Annotated in this window: 14 protein-coding genes and 1 pseudogene; 10 read left to right on the top strand and 5 right to left on the bottom strand. The window is 73.9% G+C overall.

Going from position 1 to position 18921, the window contains the following annotated elements; all coding sequences use genetic code 11:
* The first annotated feature begins 166 nt into the window (after positions 1-166).
* From OG937_06230 to OG937_06200, 7 genes and pseudogenes are all read left to right on the top strand, one after another.
* Entirely contained in the window at positions 167-1000 is an 834-nt protein-coding gene (locus OG937_06230; GenBank protein ID WUD71315.1) for an SDR family NAD(P)-dependent oxidoreductase, read from the top strand.
* Positions 1001-1004: 4 nt separating this feature from the next.
* Entirely contained in the window at positions 1005-1943 is a 939-nt protein-coding gene (locus OG937_06225) for a DMT family transporter (protein WUD71314.1), read from the top strand.
* Complete coding sequence (locus OG937_06220) at positions 1940-2674, top strand: polysaccharide deacetylase family protein (protein ID WUD71313.1); 735 nt, start codon at positions 1940-1942, stop codon at positions 2672-2674. The genes OG937_06225 and OG937_06220 overlap by 4 nt, the downstream gene beginning before the upstream one ends.
* Before the next feature lie 150 nt (positions 2675-2824).
* Positions 2825-4669: an asparagine synthase (glutamine-hydrolyzing) gene (gene asnB / locus OG937_06215; GenBank protein ID WUD71312.1), complete on the top strand. Its 1845-nt coding sequence runs from the start codon at positions 2825-2827 to the stop codon at positions 4667-4669.
* Between the two features lie 30 nt (positions 4670-4699).
* Entirely contained in the window at positions 4700-5128 is a 429-nt protein-coding gene (locus OG937_06210) for a MarR family winged helix-turn-helix transcriptional regulator (GenBank protein ID WUD71311.1), read from the top strand.
* Between the two features lie 103 nt (positions 5129-5231).
* A pseudogene (locus OG937_06205) lies at positions 5232-5411 on the top strand (epoxide hydrolase).
* 76 nt (positions 5412-5487) lie between these two features.
* Positions 5488-5676 carry a bleomycin resistance protein gene (locus tag OG937_06200; protein WUD71310.1) on the top strand — a complete coding sequence of 63 codons (189 nt, stop codon included), beginning with the start codon at positions 5488-5490 and terminating at the stop codon, positions 5674-5676.
* 20 nt (positions 5677-5696) lie between these two features.
* Here the strand turns inward: OG937_06200 and OG937_06195 are convergent, their stop codons facing one another.
* Together OG937_06195 and OG937_06190 are read right to left on the bottom strand one after the other, a co-directional pair.
* Entirely contained in the window at positions 5697-6320 is a 624-nt protein-coding gene (locus tag OG937_06195; protein ID WUD71309.1) for a DsbA family protein, read from the bottom strand.
* A gap of 103 nt (positions 6321-6423) precedes the next feature.
* Positions 6424-7302, bottom strand: coding sequence for an alpha/beta hydrolase (locus tag OG937_06190; protein WUD71308.1), 879 nt, complete (start codon positions 7300-7302; stop codon positions 6424-6426).
* Positions 7303-7438: 136 nt separating this feature from the next.
* On the opposite strand from OG937_06190, the gene OG937_06185 reads away from it, so the two are divergent.
* The gene (locus OG937_06185) at positions 7439-9436 is read left to right on the top strand and encodes a winged helix-turn-helix domain-containing protein (protein WUD71307.1); all 1998 of its coding nucleotides are present in this window, start codon (positions 7439-7441) and stop codon (positions 9434-9436) included.
* Between the two features lie 78 nt (positions 9437-9514).
* Here OG937_06185 and OG937_06180 read toward each other — a convergent pair whose 3' ends face one another.
* The 3 genes from OG937_06180 to OG937_06170 form a co-directional block, all read right to left on the bottom strand.
* Positions 9515-9718: a cold-shock protein gene (locus OG937_06180; GenBank protein ID WUD71306.1), complete on the bottom strand. Its 204-nt coding sequence runs from the start codon at positions 9716-9718 to the stop codon at positions 9515-9517.
* Between the two features lie 240 nt (positions 9719-9958).
* Positions 9959-13924, bottom strand: coding sequence for a S8 family serine peptidase (locus OG937_06175; GenBank protein WUD71305.1), 3966 nt, complete (start codon positions 13922-13924; stop codon positions 9959-9961).
* Between the two features lie 170 nt (positions 13925-14094).
* A complete protein-coding gene (locus OG937_06170) occupies positions 14095-16233 on the bottom strand; it encodes an alpha-galactosidase (protein WUD71304.1) in 2139 nt (712 codons plus the stop codon).
* Between the two features lie 179 nt (positions 16234-16412).
* On the opposite strand from OG937_06170, the gene OG937_06165 reads away from it, so the two are divergent.
* Both OG937_06165 and OG937_06160 read left to right on the top strand, forming a co-directional pair.
* A complete protein-coding gene (locus OG937_06165) occupies positions 16413-17588 on the top strand; it encodes an ROK family protein (GenBank protein WUD71303.1) in 1176 nt (391 codons plus the stop codon).
* A gap of 8 nt (positions 17589-17596) precedes the next feature.
* Positions 17597-18910: an ABC transporter substrate-binding protein gene (locus tag OG937_06160; protein WUD71302.1), complete on the top strand. Its 1314-nt coding sequence runs from the start codon at positions 17597-17599 to the stop codon at positions 18908-18910.
* Positions 18911-18921 lie beyond the last annotated feature (11 nt).

Raw genomic sequence — 18921 nt, 5'->3', positions numbered from 1 at the left:
CCCGCCCCCTGCCTCCCGGCCGGGTCGCCCACAGAGCCGGTCCGGCGATCGGGCGGTTTACTGAGACCGGAGGGGGACGCGCCCCGGGGGGAGCCGCACCGGCCGTCCCGGGCGGCAGCTGCAGCGGCAGGGACGGAAAGCAGCGGCAGGGACAGAAAGCGATGCCATGACCTCTCACCCTCCCCAAGCGGTCTCCGGCGGCAAGGCGGTACGCGGCAAGCCCGTGCGCGGCCCGGCGGACCCGGCCGGCGGACCGGCCCCGGTCGCGCTGGTGACCGGGGCGTCCTCGGGCATCGGCGCCGCGGTCGCCGACCGCCTCGCCGCCGAGGGATGGCGGTTGCTGGTCAGCGGCCGCGACCACCGGCGTCTGCGGGCGGTCGCGGAGCGGACCTCCGGGACCGCGCTCCCCGCCGACCTGGAGGACCCCGGGGGAACCGGGCGGCTGGTGCGCGACGCCGCGCGCGTGACGGGCGGCCGGGTCGACCTGCTGGTGGCCGGGGCGGGCATCGGCTGGGCCGGTCCCTTCGCCTCGATGCCGCAGGCGGTCATCGAGCGGATCTTCATGGTGGACGTCGTCGCGGCGATGGAGCTGGTCCGCCGGGTGCTCCCGGGCATGCTGGCCCGGCGCAGCGGCCACATCGTGCTGATCGGCTCCTTCGCGGGCAGCGTCGGTGTCCGCGACGAGGCCGTGTACTCCGCGGCCAAGGCGGCGCTCGGCGCCTTCGCCGACTCGCTCCGCTACGAGCTGGCCGGCAGCGGGGTGCGCATCACCCATGTCATCCCGGGCGTCGTCGACACGCCGTTCTTCGCGACGCGGGGCGTGGCGTACACCCGTTCCCGGCCCCGCCCGATGCCCGCCGAGCGGGTCGCCCGGGTGGTGACCGACGCGGTCCGCAAGGGACGGGACGAGGTGTACGTCCCCCGCTGGCTGCGGATCCCGGTCGCCGTGCGCGGCGTCCTGCCCTGGGTCTACCGGCGTCTCGCGGGCAAGTACGGATGACGCGGTGCCCGTCCTGACCGTCGTGCTGGCACTGCTGGCGGCCCTCGCCAACGGCGCGGCCTCCGCTTTGCAGCGGCGCGCCGCCCTGCAGCAGGAGGAGGAAGAGGGCGCGGGGCACGGTCTGCGCGGGCGGCTGCGGCACCTGCTGCGACTGGTCCGGCGCCCGTTCTGGGCAACCGGGATGGCGGCGCTCGCGGTCTCCGGGGTCCTGCAGGCAAGTGCCCTGGCGGTGGGGCAACTGTCGGTGGTGCAGCCGCTCATGGCCACCGAGTTGTTGTTCACCCTGATGGCGGGGAGCCTGGCGTTCTCCCGGCGGCCCGACGCCGGGACCTGGGTGTGGTTCCTGGCGCTGGCCGGGGGACTGGCCCTGTTCCTCGGTGCCGCGACGCCGTCCGGCGGGCAGGCGCAGGCCCTGCCGGGCACCTGGCCGCGGGCCGGTGTGCCGCTGGCGCTGCTGGTGCTCGTCCTGTGGCTCGTCGGGCGGGCGCTGAGCGGCGGTGCGCGGGCCTGCGTCCTGGGGTGCGCCACGGCCGCCTGCTTCGCCTGCACGGCGGCGCTGATCAAGGACGTCACGGGTCGCATCCCCGAGGGCCTGCCGCGGGTGTTCACCTCCTGGCAGCTGTACGCGGTGGGCGCGGTCGGCCTGCTCAGCCTGCTGCTGCTCCAGGTCACCCTGCGGGCCGGCAGCCTCGCGGCGTCCCAGCCGGCGCTCACCATCGGGGACGCGGTGGTCAGCGTGGCGCTGGGCTGGGTCCTCTTCGGGGAACGGATCGCGCTCGGTGCGCACGTCGTGCCCGAGGCGGCCGGCGTCGCCTTGATGGCCGCCGGAGCCGTCGGCCTGTCGCGCTCGCCCGCCGTGGCCGGCGGCTGGGACGTGCCGCGCGGGAAGCGTCCGGGCGCCCCGGAGAACCGTCACCGTACCGTCCACGGGGGGCCGGGATGAGGCGCGGCGGCGACGTCCGGCGGGCGGCGCTGGCGGGGGGCGTCCTGGCGGCCGGCCACATCGTCCCGGCCGCCACCTGGCTGCCCGGGCTGCGCCGCCGGGCCTTCCCCGCCCTGGCCGGCCTCGGACGCCCCGACCACGTGGCCCTCACCTTCGACGACGGGCCCGATCCGGTCTCCACCCCGCGCTTCCTGGACGCCCTCGACGAACTCTCGGTCCGGGCCACCTTCTTCGTCCTGGGCGCGCGGGTGGGCGGCCACCCCCGGATCGTGCGCGAGGCCGTCCGGCGCGGCCACGAGATCGCCGTCCACGGCTGGACCCACGACCGCCCGTGGCTGCCCGGTCCCGCGCGCGACCGGGCCGACCTGGCCCGCGCCGTCCGGGCGGTCCGCGACGCCTGCGGCGCCGCGCCGGTCTGGTACCGCCCTCCGTACGGCATCCTCACCGGAGGACGCTGGGCGGCGGCCGCGTGCACCGGCCTGACCCCGGTCCTGTGGAGCGCCTGGGGCCGCGACTGGACGACCGGCGCCACCGGGGAGTCCGTACTGGCGACCCTCCGGCCCGATCTGCGCGCGGGCGCCACCGTCCTGCTCCACGACAGCGACCACGCCTCCGCCCCGGGTTCCTGGCGCGCCACCCTCGCGGCGCTTCCCGCCCTGGTCACGGCATGCCGGGACGCCGGTCTGACGGTTGGGCCCCTCGTGGAGCACGGCGTCGGCGCGGGCGTTTGACGGTCGACCGGAGCCGACGGACACTCGATTGATAGGTGCCCGATACATATCACCGAGAGTGACAACCGCGCCGCGGAGCCGGCCAGGGCCAACCCGATCCGTGACGTCGCGAACGACGGACGGGCACAGCGATAGCCCGGAGGCATACGCATGTGCGGAATCGCCGGATGGATCTCGTTCCGCAGGGACCTGGGGAACGAGCGGGAAACGGTCGACGCGATGACCGAGACGATGGCCTGCCGTGGGCCTGACGACCGCGGCACGTGGGTCGACGGACCCGCCGCGCTCGGACACCGCAGGCTCGCGATCATCGACCTGCCGGGCGGCCGGCAGCCGATGAGCGCCGAGGCACCCGAGGGCGGCGCGGTGGCGATGGTGTACTCGGGTGAGGCCTACAACTTCACCGAACTGCGCAGGGAACTGACCGTGCGCGGCCACCGCTTCACCACCACCTCCGACACCGAAGTGGTGCTGCGCGGCTACCTGGAGTGGGGGGAGGGCGTCGCGGAACGGCTCAACGGCATGTACGCCTTCGCCATCTGGGACAGCCGCGAGCAGAAGCTCGTCATGATCCGCGACCGGATGGGGATCAAGCCGTTCTACTACTACCCGACCGACGACGGCGTGCTGTTCGGGTCCGAGCCCAAGGCGATCCTGGCCAACCCGCTCGTCCCCCGCCGCGTCACCCTGGACGGGCTGCGGGAGCTCTTCGCCTTCGTCAAGACACCCGGTCACGCGATCTGGGACGGCATGCGCGAGGTCGAGCCCGGCACCGTCGTCACCGTCGGACGGGGCGGCATCCGCACCCACGTCTACTGGTCGCTGCGGACCGAGCCGCACACCGACGACAAGGAGACCTCGATCGCGCGCGTGCGCGAGCTGCTCGAGGACATCGTGCGGCGCCAGCTCGTCTCCGACGTGCCGCGCTGCACCCTGCTCTCCGGCGGTCTGGACTCCTCGGCGATGACGGCGATCGCGGCGCGGCAACTCGCCGACCAGGGCGAGAAGGTGCGCAGCTTCGCGGTCGACTTCGTCGGCCAGACCGAGCACTTCGTCCCCGACAGCCTGCGCGGGACGCCCGACACCCCGTTCGTCCACGACGTCGCCGAACTCTGCGGGACCGAGCACCAGGACATCGTCCTCGACTCCGACCAGCTCGCCGATCCGGACGTGCGGGCCCGGGTGATCCGCGCCCGTGACATCCCGGCCGGGCTCGGCGACATGGACTCCTCCCTCTACCTGCTGTTCAAGGCCATCCGGCAGCACTCGACCGTCGCGCTTTCCGGAGAGTCGGCCGACGAGGTCTTCGGCGGCTACCGCCAGTTCTTCGACGAGGAGGCCCGCAGGGCCGACACCTTCCCCTGGCTGGTGCGGTTCACGACGGAGTTCGGCGACGACGGCAACATCCTCACCGACCAGGTGGCCAAGTCCCTGGACCTGGAGGGTTACGTCCACGACGGCTACCGCCACGCGGTCGCCGGCGTCGAGCGCCTCGACGGCGAGAGCGACTTCGAGTACCGGATGCGGGTCATCAGCCACCTCCACCTCACCCGCTTCGTGCGCATCCTCCTCGACCGCAAGGACCGGGCGAGCATGGCCAACGGGCTGGAGGTCAGGGTCCCGTTCTGCGACCACCGCCTGGTCCAGTACGTCTACAACGCGCCCTGGTCGCTGAAGTCCTTCGACGGCAGGGAGAAGAGCCTGCTGCGCGAGGCCACCGCGGACGTGCTGCCCCGCTCTGTCTACGACCGGGTGAAGAGCCCGTACCCCTCCACCCAAGACCCCAGGTACTTCGTCGCGCTCCAGGAGAACGCCAAGGACCTGCTGGCCAAGCCCACGCACCCGGTGTTCGACCTGGTCAGCCGGACCTGGCTGGAGGACGCGGTCAGGACCGACACCCCGGTCAGCACGCACGCCGCCCGGCACGGCCTGGAACGCGCCCTCGACCTGGCGCTGTGGATGGACCTGTACTCGCCCACGATCGGGATCCCCTGACCCGACGGAGACCACACGAGGGGGCCGACGATGGCGGCGGTCGGTGAGGAAGACGCCCTGGACTTCGTGGTGTCCCTGCACCGCCTGGTGCGGCTGCTGCGCCGCGCCCGCCCCGAGCCGAGGGTCCAGCCGACACCGCTCATCGTCCTCGCCCTGCTGAACCAGTACGGTCCCTTGCGCGTCGGCGTCCTCGCCGAGCGGGCCGCCTGCACCCAGCCCACGATCACCGCCGCGGTGACGCAACTGGAGGCGGCCGGGCTGGTCCGCCGCGAACCCGACCCGGCCGACGGCCGTGCCACACGGGTGGTCATGACCGCGCCGGGCCGGCGGGAGCTCGTGCGGATGGCCCGCGGCGAGGCCGAGGCGCTCGCCGTGCGCCTGGGCACCCTGCCGCCGGAGGACGTGCGCAAGGTCCTCGAGGCGGGCCGTCTGCTGCGCCGCCTGACGGACCGCGACTGACACCCGGACGGCACGGACATCGGGCGGTCCGGCCGTCTACCGGCAAAGCTCGCGGTGGGCGCGCCCGGCGAAACCGTTCTTCGGCGCGAAGGGCGTCAAGTTCCCCGTCGCCGTCAGCGTCTTCCCCGACGAGCTCTACCAGGCCCCCAGGAGCTGGGCGGAGCAGGCCTACCCGAACCTCGTCCACTACGACCGGCTCCCCAAGGGCGGTCACTTCGCCGCCTGGGAGCAGCCGGAGCCGTTCGTGAACGAGGTCCGCACGGGCTTCCGCTCGATGCGCTGACCGCGCCCGGGTTGCGGAATCCCACCGTCCTCGCGGACGGTGGGATTCCGGGCCGCACGACCGAGGAGGTGCCGCCATGGACGTCCCGACCCTGGCCGGGCTCCTGCACGAGACCGAGGAGCGCCACGGCGCGTACGAGGCGACCGCCCCGGAGCACCACTGGTGGGACTGGTACGCCGCCTACCTGTTCGCCCGTGAGCAGGGCCGTACCCCCGACGAGGCCGCCCGTGAGGCCGCGGCCCACATGGAGGCGCTGCTGGGCTAGGCCGCGTCGTCGGCCGCTCCTCAGCCGGCGAGCGCCGCGGCCCAGTCGCGGAACCGCTGCGGGGGCTGGAGTCCGGCGATCCCGTGGCGCCCGGAGACCCAGGTGGGTGTGGCGTGGACGCCGTACCGCCAGGCGAGCAACTCCGACGCGGCCAGCGCGTCGGTCATCGCCGCGGAACCCCAGGCGGCGCGCAGCCCGGACGCGTCGCCCCCGGCCTCCTCGGCGAGGGAGACCAGCAACGCCCGGGACCCGATGTCGAGGCCGTCGGCGAAGTTGGCAGCGAACACCGCGGTGGCGAAACGGCCGGCGGCCTCCGGGTCGCCCGCGGCGAGCCATGCGTGGGCCTCCAGTGCGGGGCGCGAGTGGGTGACGCGGTCCGTCCGGTGCAGCGGCAGGCCCGCCGCCTCGGCCTCGCGGGCGAGGAGCGCGTACGCGGGGTCCGCGCGCCGGCCGAGGGGGCTGCCGCCGGGCCCCGTCCAGGGGCGGATCCGCAGCGCGTGCCCGACCACGCGGATGCCGTGCTCACGGAGGATCCGGGTGCGGTCCTGGGCCACGTAGCAGTAGGGGCAGATGAAGTCGAACCAGTGCTCGGCGGTCGCGGTGTGCGGCGGCGAGCAGGTCCCGGGGGCGGGGGTGACGATCATCTGGTGCTCCTCACGGGTTCGCGAGATTCGTTACCACTGATATCTGTAACGTAACTCGCTTCCGAAGTTCTTCCCGCCCCGGGCCGCGGCCGGTTGCGGGAGTTCAGGAGGCGACGAGTGCGCGCAGGGCCGACGCGACGAGTCCCGGGTCCTCCTCCGCCATGAAGTGGCCGCAACCGACGGTGGTGTGCGTCAGGTCGGGGGCCCAGGCCTGCCAGAGGGCGCGGGCGTCGTAGCCGAGGGCGGCGCCCCAATCCTGCTGGAGGACCGCGACCGGCATCCGGAGCCGCCGGCCCGCGGCCCGGTCGGCGCGGTCGTGGTCGGCGTCGACGGTCGCCGAGGCGCGGTAGTCGGCCACGATCGAGGGGACGGCCGCGCGGCACGCGTCGAGGTAGGCGGTGCGCACGGCGGGCGGGAAGGTCTCCGGGGAACGGTTCCACGCGTCGAGGAAGTGCCCGAAGAAGGCGTCCGGGGCGGCGGCGATCATCTGCTCGGGCAGGCCCGGGGGCTGGGCCATCAGGTATAGGTGGAAGCCCACGGCCGCGTCGGCGCCGTGCAGGACGTCCCACATGTCCAGGGTCGGCAGCACGTCGAGTACGGCCAGCCGGCTGACCGCGTCGGGATGGTCGAGCCCGGCGCGGAAGGCGACCAGGGCGCCGCGGTCGTGGCCGGCGAGCGCGAAACGGTCGTGACCGAGCGCGCGGGCCAGCGCGACGACGTCCGCGGCCATGGTGCGCTTGGCGTACGTGATGGGTCCCGCGGGGGCCGGCTTGTCGCTGGCACCGTAACCACGCAGGTCGGGGCAGATCACGGTGTGGTCGGCGGCCAGGTCGGCGGCGACGTGTCGCCACATGAGGTGGGTCTGCGGGAAGCCGTGCAGGAGTACGACGGGGCTGCCCGAGCCGCCGACGGCGACGTTGAGGGCGACGCCGTCGGCGACGGGGACGCGGTGGTAGGCGAAACCGGGGACGACCGGTGTCATGGTGCGCTGCTCTCGTTCGGTGGCGGGGGAGTGACGTGCCCGCCGGCGGCGGACGCCCCGAGCCTCCCGCCCGCGAATCAGCATCCGGTCAGCGCGTACCGTGGCAGCGGGGAGGACGGCCGGAGAGGTGGGCAGGGTGCGGGTCGCTTTCGGTGTGCTCGGGCCGGTCGTCGCCTGGGACGGTGACGGTCGCGCACTGGCGCTCAAGGGTCCCCGGCACCGGGAGGTGCTGGCGCGGCTGGTGGTGGCGCGCCGTCGCGTCGTACCGGTGACCCGTCTGGTGGCGGACCTGTGGGACGAACCCCCGGCCGGCGCCGTCGGGGCCGTGCAGACCTTCGTCGGGGCGCTGCGCCGCGAGCTGGAACCGGAGCGGCCGCCCCGCGCGCCCGCCCGGCTGCTGGTCACCGCAGGCACCGGGTACGCGCTGCGGGCGGACCCGGACGCCGTGGACGCCTGGCGGTTCGAGGCCGCCGTCGACGCCGCCGCGGCACTGCCGCCCGCAGCGGCGCTGACGCGGCTCGAGGAGGCGCTGGAACTGTGGCGCGGTCCCTCGTACGGCGAGTACGCCGACCGGGAGTGGGCCCGCGGCGAGCGCTCCCGCCTCGCCGAACTGCGGCTGCGGGCGGTGGAACGGCGGGCCGAGGCCCGGCTGGAGCTCGGCCTGGCCGCCGAGGCGGTGCCCGACCTGGACGCGCACCTGATCGCGCATCCGTGGCGGGAGGACGCCTGGCGGCTGCTGGCGCTCGCGCTGTACCGGTCGGGCCGTCAGGGGGACGCGCTCGCCGTGCTGCGCCGGGCCCGTGCGATGCTGGCCCGCGGACTGGGGCTCGACCCGGGAGCGGCGCTGCGCCGCCTGGAGGCGGACATGCTCGCCCAGGACCCGCGCCTGGACCCGCCGGCGCCCGCGCCCGCCGGCCCGGGCGACGCGGCCGCCCGGGTGTGGGCCCGGGCGGCCGAGGCGTACGACCGCACGGTCACCGCCGGGGCCCGCGCACGGCTGGAGTCGACGGTCGGCCTCCTCCGTAATCTCGCGCTGACCGGGGGCGGCGGCCTGGAGGCCACCCGGGAGCACCGCCTGGCGGCCGTCGCCGCGGCGGAGGAGTCCGGCGACCCGGAGCTGACCGCCCGGGTGATCGGTGCCTACGACGTCCCCGCGATCTGGACCCGCAGCGACGACCCGGAGCAGGCCCGCCGTATCGTCGCCGCCGCCGAGCGCACCCTGGCCGCCCTGCCCGCCGACGCCGCGCACGAGACCGCACGCTGCCGCCTGCTGGCCACGATCGCGGTGGAGACGCGCGGCATCCGCTCCGCCCGTGGACCGCTGGCGGCCCGGCAGGCCGAGGAGACGGCCCGCCGGCTCGACGACCCGGCGCTCCTCGCCTTCGCGCTCAACGGGGTGTTCATGCAGACCTGCGCCCGGGCGGGCCTCGCGCCGCGGCGGGACGCGATCGGCGCCGAACTGGTGGCGCTGGCCCGGCGGCACGGGCTGACGACGTACGAGGTGCTCGGTCACCTGATCCGCGTCCAGGCCCGCAGCGCGCTCGCGGACCTCCCCGCGGCCGATGTGCACGCCGCCGCGGTCGACGTCCTGGCCGAACGCCACGAACTGCCCCTGGCGGGGGTGTTCACGCAGTGGTACCGGGCCCTGCGGACGGCCGCCTCCGGGGGCGGGCCGCGGGCCGGGGCCGCCTACCGGGCCGCCGCCGCACGACTGGAGGGCGCCGGGATGCCGGGTGTCGAACGTGGTCTGCTGCCGCTCGCGCTGCTCTGCCTCGACCTGGCCGACGGCAGCGTCCCGGCGGCGCGGATCGCCGAGCGTGTCGACCCCGCGGCGGAGTGGGGGCCGTACCGGCCGTGGGCCGAGCCCTTCGTCCTGCTGCACACCGGCCGCCGCGCCGAGGCCCTGACGGCACTGCGGGCCCTGCCCGAGCCACCCCCCGACCTCATGTACGAGGCCCTGTGCTGCGTGCAGTCCGTGCTCGCCGTCGAGCTCGGCGACCGCGACGCCCTGGAGGTGCTCCACGCCCGCCTGCTGCCCGCCGCCGGGGAACTCGCGGGCGCGGGCAGCGGTCTGCTCACCGCGGGCCCGGTGGACCGGTACCTGGTCGCCGTCACCGCGGCGCTCGCCCCGTAGACCCGACGTGCCCGCACCGCCCCGAAAGAGGAAGGGCCGGCACCCCGTGAGGTGCCGGCCCCTTACATCCCCTGTGGGTCAGATGGGGAGGATGTTCTCGGCCTGCGGGCCCTTCTGGCCCTGCGTGACGTCGAAGCTCACCTTCTGGCCCTCCTGGAGCTCACGGAAGCCCTGGGTGGCGATGTTGGAGTAGTGAGCGAAGACGTCGGCGCCGCCGCCGTCCTGCTCGATGAAGCCGAAGCCCTTTTCCGAGTTGAACCACTTCACGGTGCCGGTCGCCATGGGAATCTCCTTCGGGAGCAGTACATGAAGCCCGCACTTTGCGGACCTCCGTCGCCGCAATGACCCCTCCGGGACAACCGGAAAACAAAAAATGCACCTGTCGGTCACATCCCGGCAGGTGCACGTAAAGTTCATGGGTACCAAAACTGCAACGCGATCAACCTAGCACAGGCGTCGTCGGACGACCACGGGGCCGGGTCCGCCACCGGTCGTGGCGGACCCGGCCCCGTGGGTGTCCGGTCAGTAGGTGAACCGCTGGAGGCCGTTGGCCCAGGGGTTCACCAGGAAGACGGTACGCGTGGCGGGGTCGAGGAACAGGCCGCGCCGGCTGGTGAAGTCGAAGTTGGACGTGCTCAGCGTGGAGTTGACGAGGTTGGCGACGGGGTGCCGGGCGAGCACCTTCCCGGTGTCGGGGTCGAGGACGGTGATCTCGCTGAGGGCGTTGTTGTCGCCGGTGGTGGCCTCCTCGTACAGGTGGGCGACGAGGGCGACGTGGTGCCGGGTGTCGAGCACCGGCCACATGACGCCCCGGGTGCCCAGGTCGGCCGGTGCGGAGGTGGCCAGGGACTCCTGGTCGGCCGAACGCCAGGTGCCGGTCGGGAACTCGCCCGTGGTGTAGCTGGGGGTGGCGGGTCCCGCGGCGACGTACACCCGGTCGCCCTTGCCGTCGGGCAGGAGCCCGGCGGTGCAGGCCGGCATGGTGGTCAGCGGCGACACCTCGCGGGTGCCGGGGTCGACCGACACGGCCCAGTAGGGGACGCGCCCGGACAGGCAGGGCCCCATGGTGCCGGTGGTGGCCACGAAGAACGTGCCGGTGGACGCGTCGACGGAGACGTTGCCGAAGGCCCGCCCCGGGTTGTCCGCGTTGAGCGGGATCGGCGCGGAGACCTTGCCGGTGGCCATGTCGACGGTCCACAGCGAGGCCACGCCCGAGACCCCGTCGAAGGTCGTCACGGCCGCCCGGTGCCGGGCCGGGTCGACGGCTCCGCCCTGGAAGTACACCGACGTCGAGCCGGTGCCCGGGTCGAGGGCGCTGAGCTTCACGCGCGCACCGGTCTTCGTGTCGCGCAGGTCGACCTCGGGGAGCACACCGCCGTCGAACGGCCGGTGGCCGATCAGGGTGTGTCCCGTGCCGGCGTCGGCCCCCAGGACCTCCTGCATCATCGAGGTGCCGGCCTCGCGGGACACCGTGGTGCCGAGGGTTCCCTCGGAGAGCGAGTACGCGGTGGTGGCCGAGCCCTCCAGGTGGATCCAGCCGTCGTCGCCCTCGGCGAAGTCGTCGGTGGCGAGCAGCGCCGTGCCCCCGCTGACCTCGATGTTCTCCAGGGTGCCGGAGACCGTGTCGCCGTCGAGGTACTGCACGAACGACGTCGGCGAGGCCTGCCCGACGGGCTTGCCCGCCCGCGTGGCCAGGACCCGGACCGGGTACTGCAGTCCGGTCGGCAGGCCGAGGGCCTTGAGGTCGAGCACGGTCCGGCCCTTCACCGACGGCAGGGCCCGGAAGAGGGTGGAGGCGTGGTCGACGCCGTTGTCGTCGCGGCCGCTGCCGTTCTGGTTGGTGGCGGTGTTGAGCGCCCCGTACAGGGTGGGTGCCGGGGTGAGGAACTCGATGGCCGCGCCGTCGGCGTGCGGAGCCGAGGAGGCGTCCCAGGAGACCGTCAACCGCGGCTTGGCCCGGGTCAGTTCGACGGCGTGCGCCGTGGCGGACTTCCCCTGCCCCAGCAGCGGTGCCTGCGGCCGCTGGTCGGCGCCGGGTCCGACGCGCAGCGCGCGGAAGTCCCCGAAGACCTGGCCGTCGTAGAGCGTGACGCCGATGCCGTAGAGCCCGGCGCCACCCGGCGCGAAGGCGGCGGCTGGGATGGTCACCGTGCCCTTGGTGCCGGTGAGCGGGGTGCGCCACTGGGCACGCCACTTGTCGCTGGTGGTGGAGGGCGTCCAGTGGCCGACCGAGGAGAGCACCAGCTCGGGGGCGGTCGCGTCCCGCAGGCCGGTGAGGTCGTAGTGCACGGTGACGGACTTGCCCAGCGGGGACGAGCCGGGCGCGGTCGGGGCCTTCGGCTGCACATAGGTGCCGTCGGCCGCGCCGAAGGTGAGCCGCTGACCGGTCGAGGCCACCACCTTGTGCCCGTCGAGCGCCTCGAACGTCACCTGCACGGTGCGCGCTTCGCCGGAGGCGAGGGGCAGGCCGGCGGCGGCCAGCAGCTCACGCGGCAGGACCCGCAGGCTCGGGCCGGCGGACGGGATCGTGCCGTGCTCGCCGACGCGCAGACGGTACGTCAGCTTCCGGTGCCCGCCGGTGAGGTCGAGACCGAAGGTGATGGGTGAGACCGCGTTCTGCCCGGACGGGTTGCCCCAGGCGTCGGCGGGGCCCGCCAGGTCGATCGCGGAGGGAACGGTGGCCTCGACGAAGGCGGTGGTCGGGCTCACCGACAGCAGCTGGCGCTCGGCGACGGACAGCCGCACCGCGGCCGGGGTGAGGGAATGGCGCTTGGCGAGCACCTTCTCCACCGCCGCGGTCACGTCCAGCTGCGGGCCCATCCGCAGTTCCCGGTCGGCCTGCGGGGGCTGGGCGATCGGGCGGCCGGTGTCCACCAGCAGCTTCCGGACCTCACGCGGGCTGAGCTTCTGCCCGGTCGCCTCGGCGGCCGCCAGCACGTTGGCCGCCGCGGCGGCGATCATCGGGGCCGAGGCCGAGGTGCCGCCGTTGAGCACCACGCCCGGCCCGTCCGGTGTGTGGATCAGCGAGGGCAGGTTGTCGCCGGGCGCCGCCAGGTCGATCCGGGTGCCGAACCCCGAGGAGTAGCCGGCGGAGCCGTTGTAGCGGGTGGTCGGGTAGACGGCGGTGCGTACGTCGTCCGAGCTCAGGGTGTCGTCGACGGTGGTGCCGCCGGCGGCGATCACCCCGGTGTCACGGACCAGGGTGGGGGTGGTGGTGGGGGCGACGTCGTCGATGGACGTCTGCGCGCGGCTGCTCGACGTCACGTCGGTCGGGGTGCTGCCGCCGTCGGGGCCGACCGACACGGGCAGGCCCAGGCGGGTGCCGTCGTTGGACGACACGACCACGACGATCCCCGAGTCCACGATGGCGCGCAGGGTGTCCCTGATCTCCGGGTCGTCCTCCAGCCACCGCGAGGGGAAGCCGATCGAGCCGTCCGTGCCGAAGCCGAGGCTCGCGGTGATGACGTCCGGCCGGGGCTTCTGGGCGGCCGCTGCCCGCAGCGCGGCCGCGATGCCGGTGGCCGAGGGCTCCTCGGGGATCACGAGCCGGTACTGCGCCCCGGGCGCGATGCCCAGCAGGTCGGTGGCGCCGCTGCCGGTGGCCTCCGGGCGCTGCCGGTCGTGCGGCAGCGGGGCCATCATCGAGAAGTCGAGCAGCACTTCGGCGAGGTTGGGGTCCTGGCCCTCGATGGCGCCGGCCGGGTCGAGGCGGCCCTTGTTGTCGCTGGTGTAGGTCGGTATGAGCGGCAGGGAGGGGAAGTCGAGGTAGCGCTTGCCGTCGCGGAGCACCGTGGTGGGGCCGTTGAGGCGCACGTACTCGTCGCCCGCGTCGGCCATGCCCTGGTCGGTGAGGTCGCCCAGCGACACGTTGGTGATGACCTGGCCCTCACCGGGCAGCGCGCGCAGGTACGTCGCGGTGTCCCGGAAGGCACCGACCGCGTTGACGCCGCCCGCGTTGAGATAGGACTGGAAGGACGTGGTCAGGCCCTCGTTGGTGGGCAGGTCCTTGGCGGCGGAGGGGGCGGCGGTGCGGGCCGCGCTCCGGTCGCCGATGCCGTCGACGGCCTCGCGGACCGCCTTCGGGAGCGGGACGGCGCCGGAGTTCATGGTCCGGGGGCGCACCGCGGAGCCGGCGCCGGTGGCGCCGCCCACGCTGTACGGCGTGAGCGCGGCGGCGTCGGCCCGGCGCTGGAGGATCTCGGCGGACGGGGTCAGGGAGCCGCCGAACGCGCTGCGGCCGTTCGTGCCCGCCACGGGGAAGGCCCGGGTGGTGCCGTCCTTGCGGGTCAGGGTGCCTGACCCGTCGTCGGACCAGCGCAGCACCGAGCCGTCGTCGAGGGTGAGGGAGTGTGCCGCGGGGGCCGTGTGGGCCGCGGCCCGGGACGCCGGGGCGTCCGGATCCGCGGCGTGCGCGACGGAAGGCGCGGCGATCGTGGACAACAGGGCGGCGAGCGCCGTCAAACGCGCTCGTCTGAAGCGGTGGGACATGCAACGCCCTTCGGTGATCGGGTGAGGAACGTGCAGAGGGCCGGCGGGTCTTCGGGACGGGCGGACGGAGCTCACCTTGACGCTGTCACGTCACACCGGACAAGCTCCCGCAGCTGCGGGTTTGTGCAGTTGCCCACATGCGCGGGGCGCGGCACGGCCCGGCGGGACGGTCATGCGCCGTCCCGCTCCGCGACGCGGACCAGGTGCACCGCCGAACTGGCCCAGTCGCCCGGCGGCAGGTCGAGCACGAGCCCGTACCCGCCGAGCACGGCCGCGTGGTGCACGGTCCCCGTGCGCGTGTCGCGGTAGCGGGCCCCGGCGGTGAGGCCGCCCAGCCGCACCGGTCCCCGCGGGCTGCCGTGCCGCTGGACGCGCTGCCAGGCGAGCACCAGCGCCTCGCTCCCGTCGTGCGCGGCGTACTGCACGACGGTGGGACCGTCGTCCCCGGGACCGCGCAGCCGGTGCAGCGCTCCGTGCTGGACGAGGTGGCGGACCCGCTTGTACTCGGCCACCAGCTCCGCCCCGGCGGCCAGTTCCTCCTCGGACCAGCGGGTGAGGTCACCGCCGATGCCGAGCAGCCCGGCCATCGCGACGTGGAAGCGGAAGCGCAGCGGCACCGTGCGGTGCGTCAGCTGGTTCGGGACGTCGGTCACCCAGGCGGCCATGGTGCGCGCGGGGTAGACCTGGCCGTAGCCGTGCTGGATCGCCACTCGGTCGGCGGCGTCGGTGTTGTCGGAGGGCCACGCCTGGTCGGTGCGGGAGAGGATGCCGAGGTCCACCCGGCCCCCGCCGCCGCTGCAGGACTCGATCCGCAGCCGCGGGTGGTCCGCGCGCAGCCGGTCGATCACCCCGTAGAGGTGGTGCACGTACCGCGTCCACAGCCGGTCCGCGCCGTCGTCGCGGCCGGGCCAGCCGGCCTCGCTGAAGGCGCGGTTCATGTCCCATTTGAGGAAGTCGACGCCGTTCTTCGCGACGAGCCGGGTGAGCCAGTCGTACGCCCAGTCGGCGACGTCCTGCCGCGCGAAGTTGAGGACCAGCTGGTTGCGCAGCTCGGTCCGGTTCCGGTGCGGGACGTGCAGCACCCAGTCGGGGTGCTCGCGGTACAGGTCGCTGTCCGGATTGACCATCTCCGGCTCCACCCACAGGCCGAAGCGCATCCCGAGCCGGTGCACCTCGTCGGCGAGGGGGGCCAGCCCGAAGGGGAAGCGGTCGGCGGCCGGGGTCCAGTCGCCGAGGCCCGCGCGGTCGTCGCGCCGTGCCCCGAACCACCCGTCGTCGACGACGTACAGCTCCACGCCGAGCGCCGCGGCCCGGGCGGCGAGCGCCGTCTGGCCGGGCTCGTCGACGTCGAAGCCGGTGGCCTCCCAGGAGTTGTAGAGCACCGGAGCCGTCTCCCGCGGGTGCGGCAGGACGTGGGCCAGGGTGTACGCGTGCCAGGCGCGACTGGCCGCGCCGAAGCCCCCGCCGGTGTACAGGCCCGCGAAGGTGGGGGTGGTGTACTCCTCGCCCGCGGCCAGCGGCACGCTCGTACCGTCGTGTCCCGCACCCCCCGTGAAGCCGGCGCGCCCGTCGGGGGTGCGCTGCGCGGTGACCCGCCAACTGCCGCTCCATGCCAGGGCGGCGCTCCACACCCGGCCGTGGGTCTCACCGGCGTCACCCGTGTCGACCATCACCCACGGGTTGGCGTGGTGGCTGGTGACGCCGCGGCGGCTGGTCAGCACGGTCTCGCCGTACGGCAGCCGGTCCCGGCGCAGTTGGCTCTCCGCGGACCACTGGCCGGTGACGTGGCTGAGCCGGTAGTCGGGCAGCGGCGGCAGGCTCCAGGCGGCGGAGTCGGCGCGGAGCACCGTGAGGTCGTGCTCGCCCGCGTTGCGCAGGACGGTGCGCCGCTCGATGACGTCGCTGTCGTCGTGGAGACGGTAGTGGAGGGTGACCTCCAGCGGGTGGACGCGGTCGCGGAAGCGCAGCGCCAACTCGTGCACACCGGGCGCGGGTTCCCGCACGTCATGCCCTGTCGGCTGCCACTCGAAGCCCCGGCTCCCGTCGGGGAGGCGGACCTGGAGGGACGGTACCCCGAAGCGGGCCCCGCCGTCGACGGGGAGTTCCTCGCCCACCGGCGGGCGGCCTTCGAAGCTGCTCGCGTCCGGTCCCGGCGGGACGGCGAGTTCGGCCGCCTCCTGCAGGGTCAGCCGCGGGCCCCAGGCGACGTGGCAGGGGGCACCGGTGGCGTCGATGCGCAGCGCGTACGACGTGCGCGGGGTGCTCAGCAGCCAGATCCCGGTGTCCGGGGCATGGGAGATCACGGGCATGGGTCCTCACGTTCGGGTCGCGCCAGGAGACTGGCGGCAGCCAATCCTTACCTTGGATCACATGTCAACACCCACTCGGATCCGGCCTTTTCCAGATGAGAGGCCCTCACCTGGGCTACTTCCGAGGAGTCTTGCTTCTTTTATTGACAACAGAAAAGAACCCACCTAGGTTCCCGGCCATGCCCTCGATCCCGCCGGGGGAGGCGTTCCCGGCCCACACGCCGGCCGCCTCCCAGATCTTCACCACCGTCCTGTGCCACGGTCCGCTCACCCGCACCGAGATCGCCAAGCGTGCCGGGCTGTCCGCGGCCGCGGTCACCAAGGCGGTCCGGCCGCTGATCGAGGCCGGCTACCTCGTCGAGGACGTGGACGAGGAGGCGCGTCCCTCCCTGGGACGGCCGGCCAACCCCGTACGGGTGGACGGCGGCCGGGCGCTGTTCATCGGCCTCAAGATCACCGGCGACGAGATCATCGGCGTGCTCACCGACCTCTGCTGCCGGATCCGCACCTCCCGCCACGTGCCGCTGGCCGCCCCCGACCCCAGGGCCGTCCTGGCGTCGGCGGCGGCACTGGTGCACGAACTGCTGGCGGAGGCCGACGGTTTCGGCGTCCCCGTCAGCGGCCTGGGCATCGCGGTCTCCGGTGACGTGGACCGGGCCGGCGGCCTGGTGCGCTACTCGCCCTTCCTCGACTGGCGCGACATCCCGCTGGCCGAGCTGGCGGGGATGACCACCGGCCTGCCCGTCACCGTCGACAACGACGTCAGGGCGCTCACCGTCGCCGAGCAGTGGTTCGGCGCCGGGGTGGGCCTGTCCGACTTCGCCGTGGTGACGGTCGGCGCGGGCATCGGCTGCGGTCTCGTCGTGCACGGGCGGGTGGTCTCGGGAGCGTACGGGGTGGCCGGGGAGATCGGGCACCTGTCCATCGACCCGGCGGGACCGCTGTGCCACTGCGGCAACCGCGGGTGCGTGGAGGCGATCGCCGCGGACCCGGCGATCGTGCGCGCGGTCCGCGAGGCGACGGGCACCCCCGTGGCCGACGCCGCCGAGGCACTGCGACTGGCCCACGGCGGCGACCCGGGGGCCAGGGAGGTGTACGCGCGGGCCGGCGAGGCGATCGGCCGGGCCATCGGCTCGGTGGCCAACCTCTTCGGCCCGGAGCGCGTGATCATCTCGGGCGAGGGCCTGGTGGCCCACGACCTGTTCGCCGACCAGATCCTCGAGGCCTTCGCCGCCTCCGCCTTCGGCACCGCCGGGCAGTGCGACCTGCGGACCCGTCCGCTGCCCTTCGAGGAGTGGGCGCGCGGGGCCGCGGCCACCGCGATCCAGTCCTTCATCAGATCAGACACGTACTAGGAGTAGCGATGACGCTGCAGAGCCGCACCGTCCTGACCGCGCCTCAGCCCAGCCGCCGCACCATGGTCGGCGGGCTGTTCGGGCTCGGAGCCGCGGCGCTCGCCGCCCCCCTCCTCACCGCCTGCGGCGGGGGAGCGGCGGCCGACCCCAAGACGGTGACCTTCGGGTCCAACGGGGCCGACGCCACGCCCAAGTCCGCCTACGCGGCGGTGACCAAGGCCTTCACCAAGGACAGCGGTCTGACGGTCAAGACCAACACCGTCGACCACGACAGCTTCCAGAAGGGCATCTCCAGCTACCTGCAGGGCACTCCGGACGACGTCTTCACCTGGTTCGCCGGCTACCGCATGCAGTACTTCGCCAAGAAGGGCCTCGCCACCCCCCTCGACGACGTGTGGGAGAAGATAGGCGGCGGCTTCAGCGAGGCCACCAAGCAGCTCTCCCGGGGCGAGGACGGCAAGTTCTACTTCGTCCCGCTCTACAACTACCCCTGGGGCGTCTTCTACCGGAAGAGCCTCTTCCAGGAGCGCGGCTACACCGTCCCGCGCACCTGGTCCGAGTTCACCGCCCTCGCCAAGCGGATGAAGAAGGACGGCCTCTCCCCGATCGCCTCCGGCTACGGGGGCGGCGACGCGTGGAGCATCCTCGGCGCCTTCGACTACCTCAACCTGCGGGCCAACGGCTACGACTTCCACATGTCCCTGATGCGCGGCGAGGTCTCCTGGACCGACAAGCGCGCCGTCGCCACCCTCGACCTGTGGCGCGAGATCAGCCCGTACTACCAGCAGGGCGCCGGCGGACGTTCGTGGCAGGACGCGGCCCAGTCGCTGCTGGACAAGAAGTCCGGCATGGCGGTCATCGGCCTCTTCCTCGGCCAGCAGGTCACCGACGAGGCGCTCCGCTCCGACATCGACTTCTTCCCCTTCCCCGAGATCGACCCGGCCAACGGGCAGGACGCCGTCGAGGCGCCCACGGACGGCTTCATGCTCAGCCGCCGTCCCAAGAACGAGAAGGGCGCCAAGAAGCTCATGGAGTTCCTCGGCAGCGCCAAGGCCGAGGGCCTCTACATGGGTGTCGACCCCAGCAACGTGGCCGTCCACGCGCAGGCCGACACCGGCTCCTACAACCCGCTGCAGAAGAAGTCCGCCGAACTCATCGCCTCCGCCAAGCACATCACCCAGTTCGCGGACCGCGACAGCGACCCCGGGTTCATCTCCACGGTCGTCCTGCCCGGACTCACCCAGTGGCTCGGCCACCCGGACGACGGCTCGGCCCTGCTGAAGCGCATCGAGTCGCAGCGCTCGCGCTTCTTCACCTCCTGACCGGACCGGGA

The sequence above is a fragment of the Streptomyces sp. NBC_00510 genome (assembly GCA_036013505.1).
Taxonomy (GTDB): Bacteria; Actinomycetota; Actinomycetes; order Streptomycetales; family Streptomycetaceae; genus Actinacidiphila.
Note: the sequence above shows the minus strand (reverse complement) of the source record. Positions and strands in the feature narration are given on the sequence as shown.

What these genes read in the sequence shown, in the direction of transcription:
- OG937_06230 (WUD71315.1), top strand. Translation starts at nt 167, where the DNA reads ATGACCTCTCACCCTCCCCAAGCGGTCTCCGGCGGCAAGGCGGTACGC.
- OG937_06220 (WUD71313.1), top strand. Translation starts at nt 1,940, where the DNA reads ATGAGGCGCGGCGGCGACGTCCGGCGGGCGGCGCTGGCGGGGGGCGTC.
- asnB (WUD71312.1), top strand. Translation starts at nt 2,825, where the DNA reads ATGTGCGGAATCGCCGGATGGATCTCGTTCCGCAGGGACCTGGGGAAC.
- OG937_06210 (WUD71311.1), top strand. Translation starts at nt 4,700, where the DNA reads ATGGCGGCGGTCGGTGAGGAAGACGCCCTGGACTTCGTGGTGTCCCTG.
- OG937_06200 (WUD71310.1), top strand. Translation starts at nt 5,488, where the DNA reads ATGGACGTCCCGACCCTGGCCGGGCTCCTGCACGAGACCGAGGAGCGC.
- OG937_06195 (WUD71309.1), bottom strand. Translation starts at nt 6,320, where the DNA reads ATGATCGTCACCCCCGCCCCCGGGACCTGCTCGCCGCCGCACACCGCG.
- OG937_06190 (WUD71308.1), bottom strand. Translation starts at nt 7,302, where the DNA reads ATGACACCGGTCGTCCCCGGTTTCGCCTACCACCGCGTCCCCGTCGCC.
- OG937_06180 (WUD71306.1), bottom strand. Translation starts at nt 9,718, where the DNA reads ATGGCGACCGGCACCGTGAAGTGGTTCAACTCGGAAAAGGGCTTCGGC.
- OG937_06175 (WUD71305.1), bottom strand. Translation starts at nt 13,924, where the DNA reads ATGTCCCACCGCTTCAGACGAGCGCGTTTGACGGCGCTCGCCGCCCTG.
- OG937_06170 (WUD71304.1), bottom strand. Translation starts at nt 16,233, where the DNA reads ATGCCCGTGATCTCCCATGCCCCGGACACCGGGATCTGGCTGCTGAGC.
- OG937_06165 (WUD71303.1), top strand. Translation starts at nt 16,413, where the DNA reads ATGCCCTCGATCCCGCCGGGGGAGGCGTTCCCGGCCCACACGCCGGCC.
- OG937_06160 (WUD71302.1), top strand. Translation starts at nt 17,597, where the DNA reads ATGACGCTGCAGAGCCGCACCGTCCTGACCGCGCCTCAGCCCAGCCGC.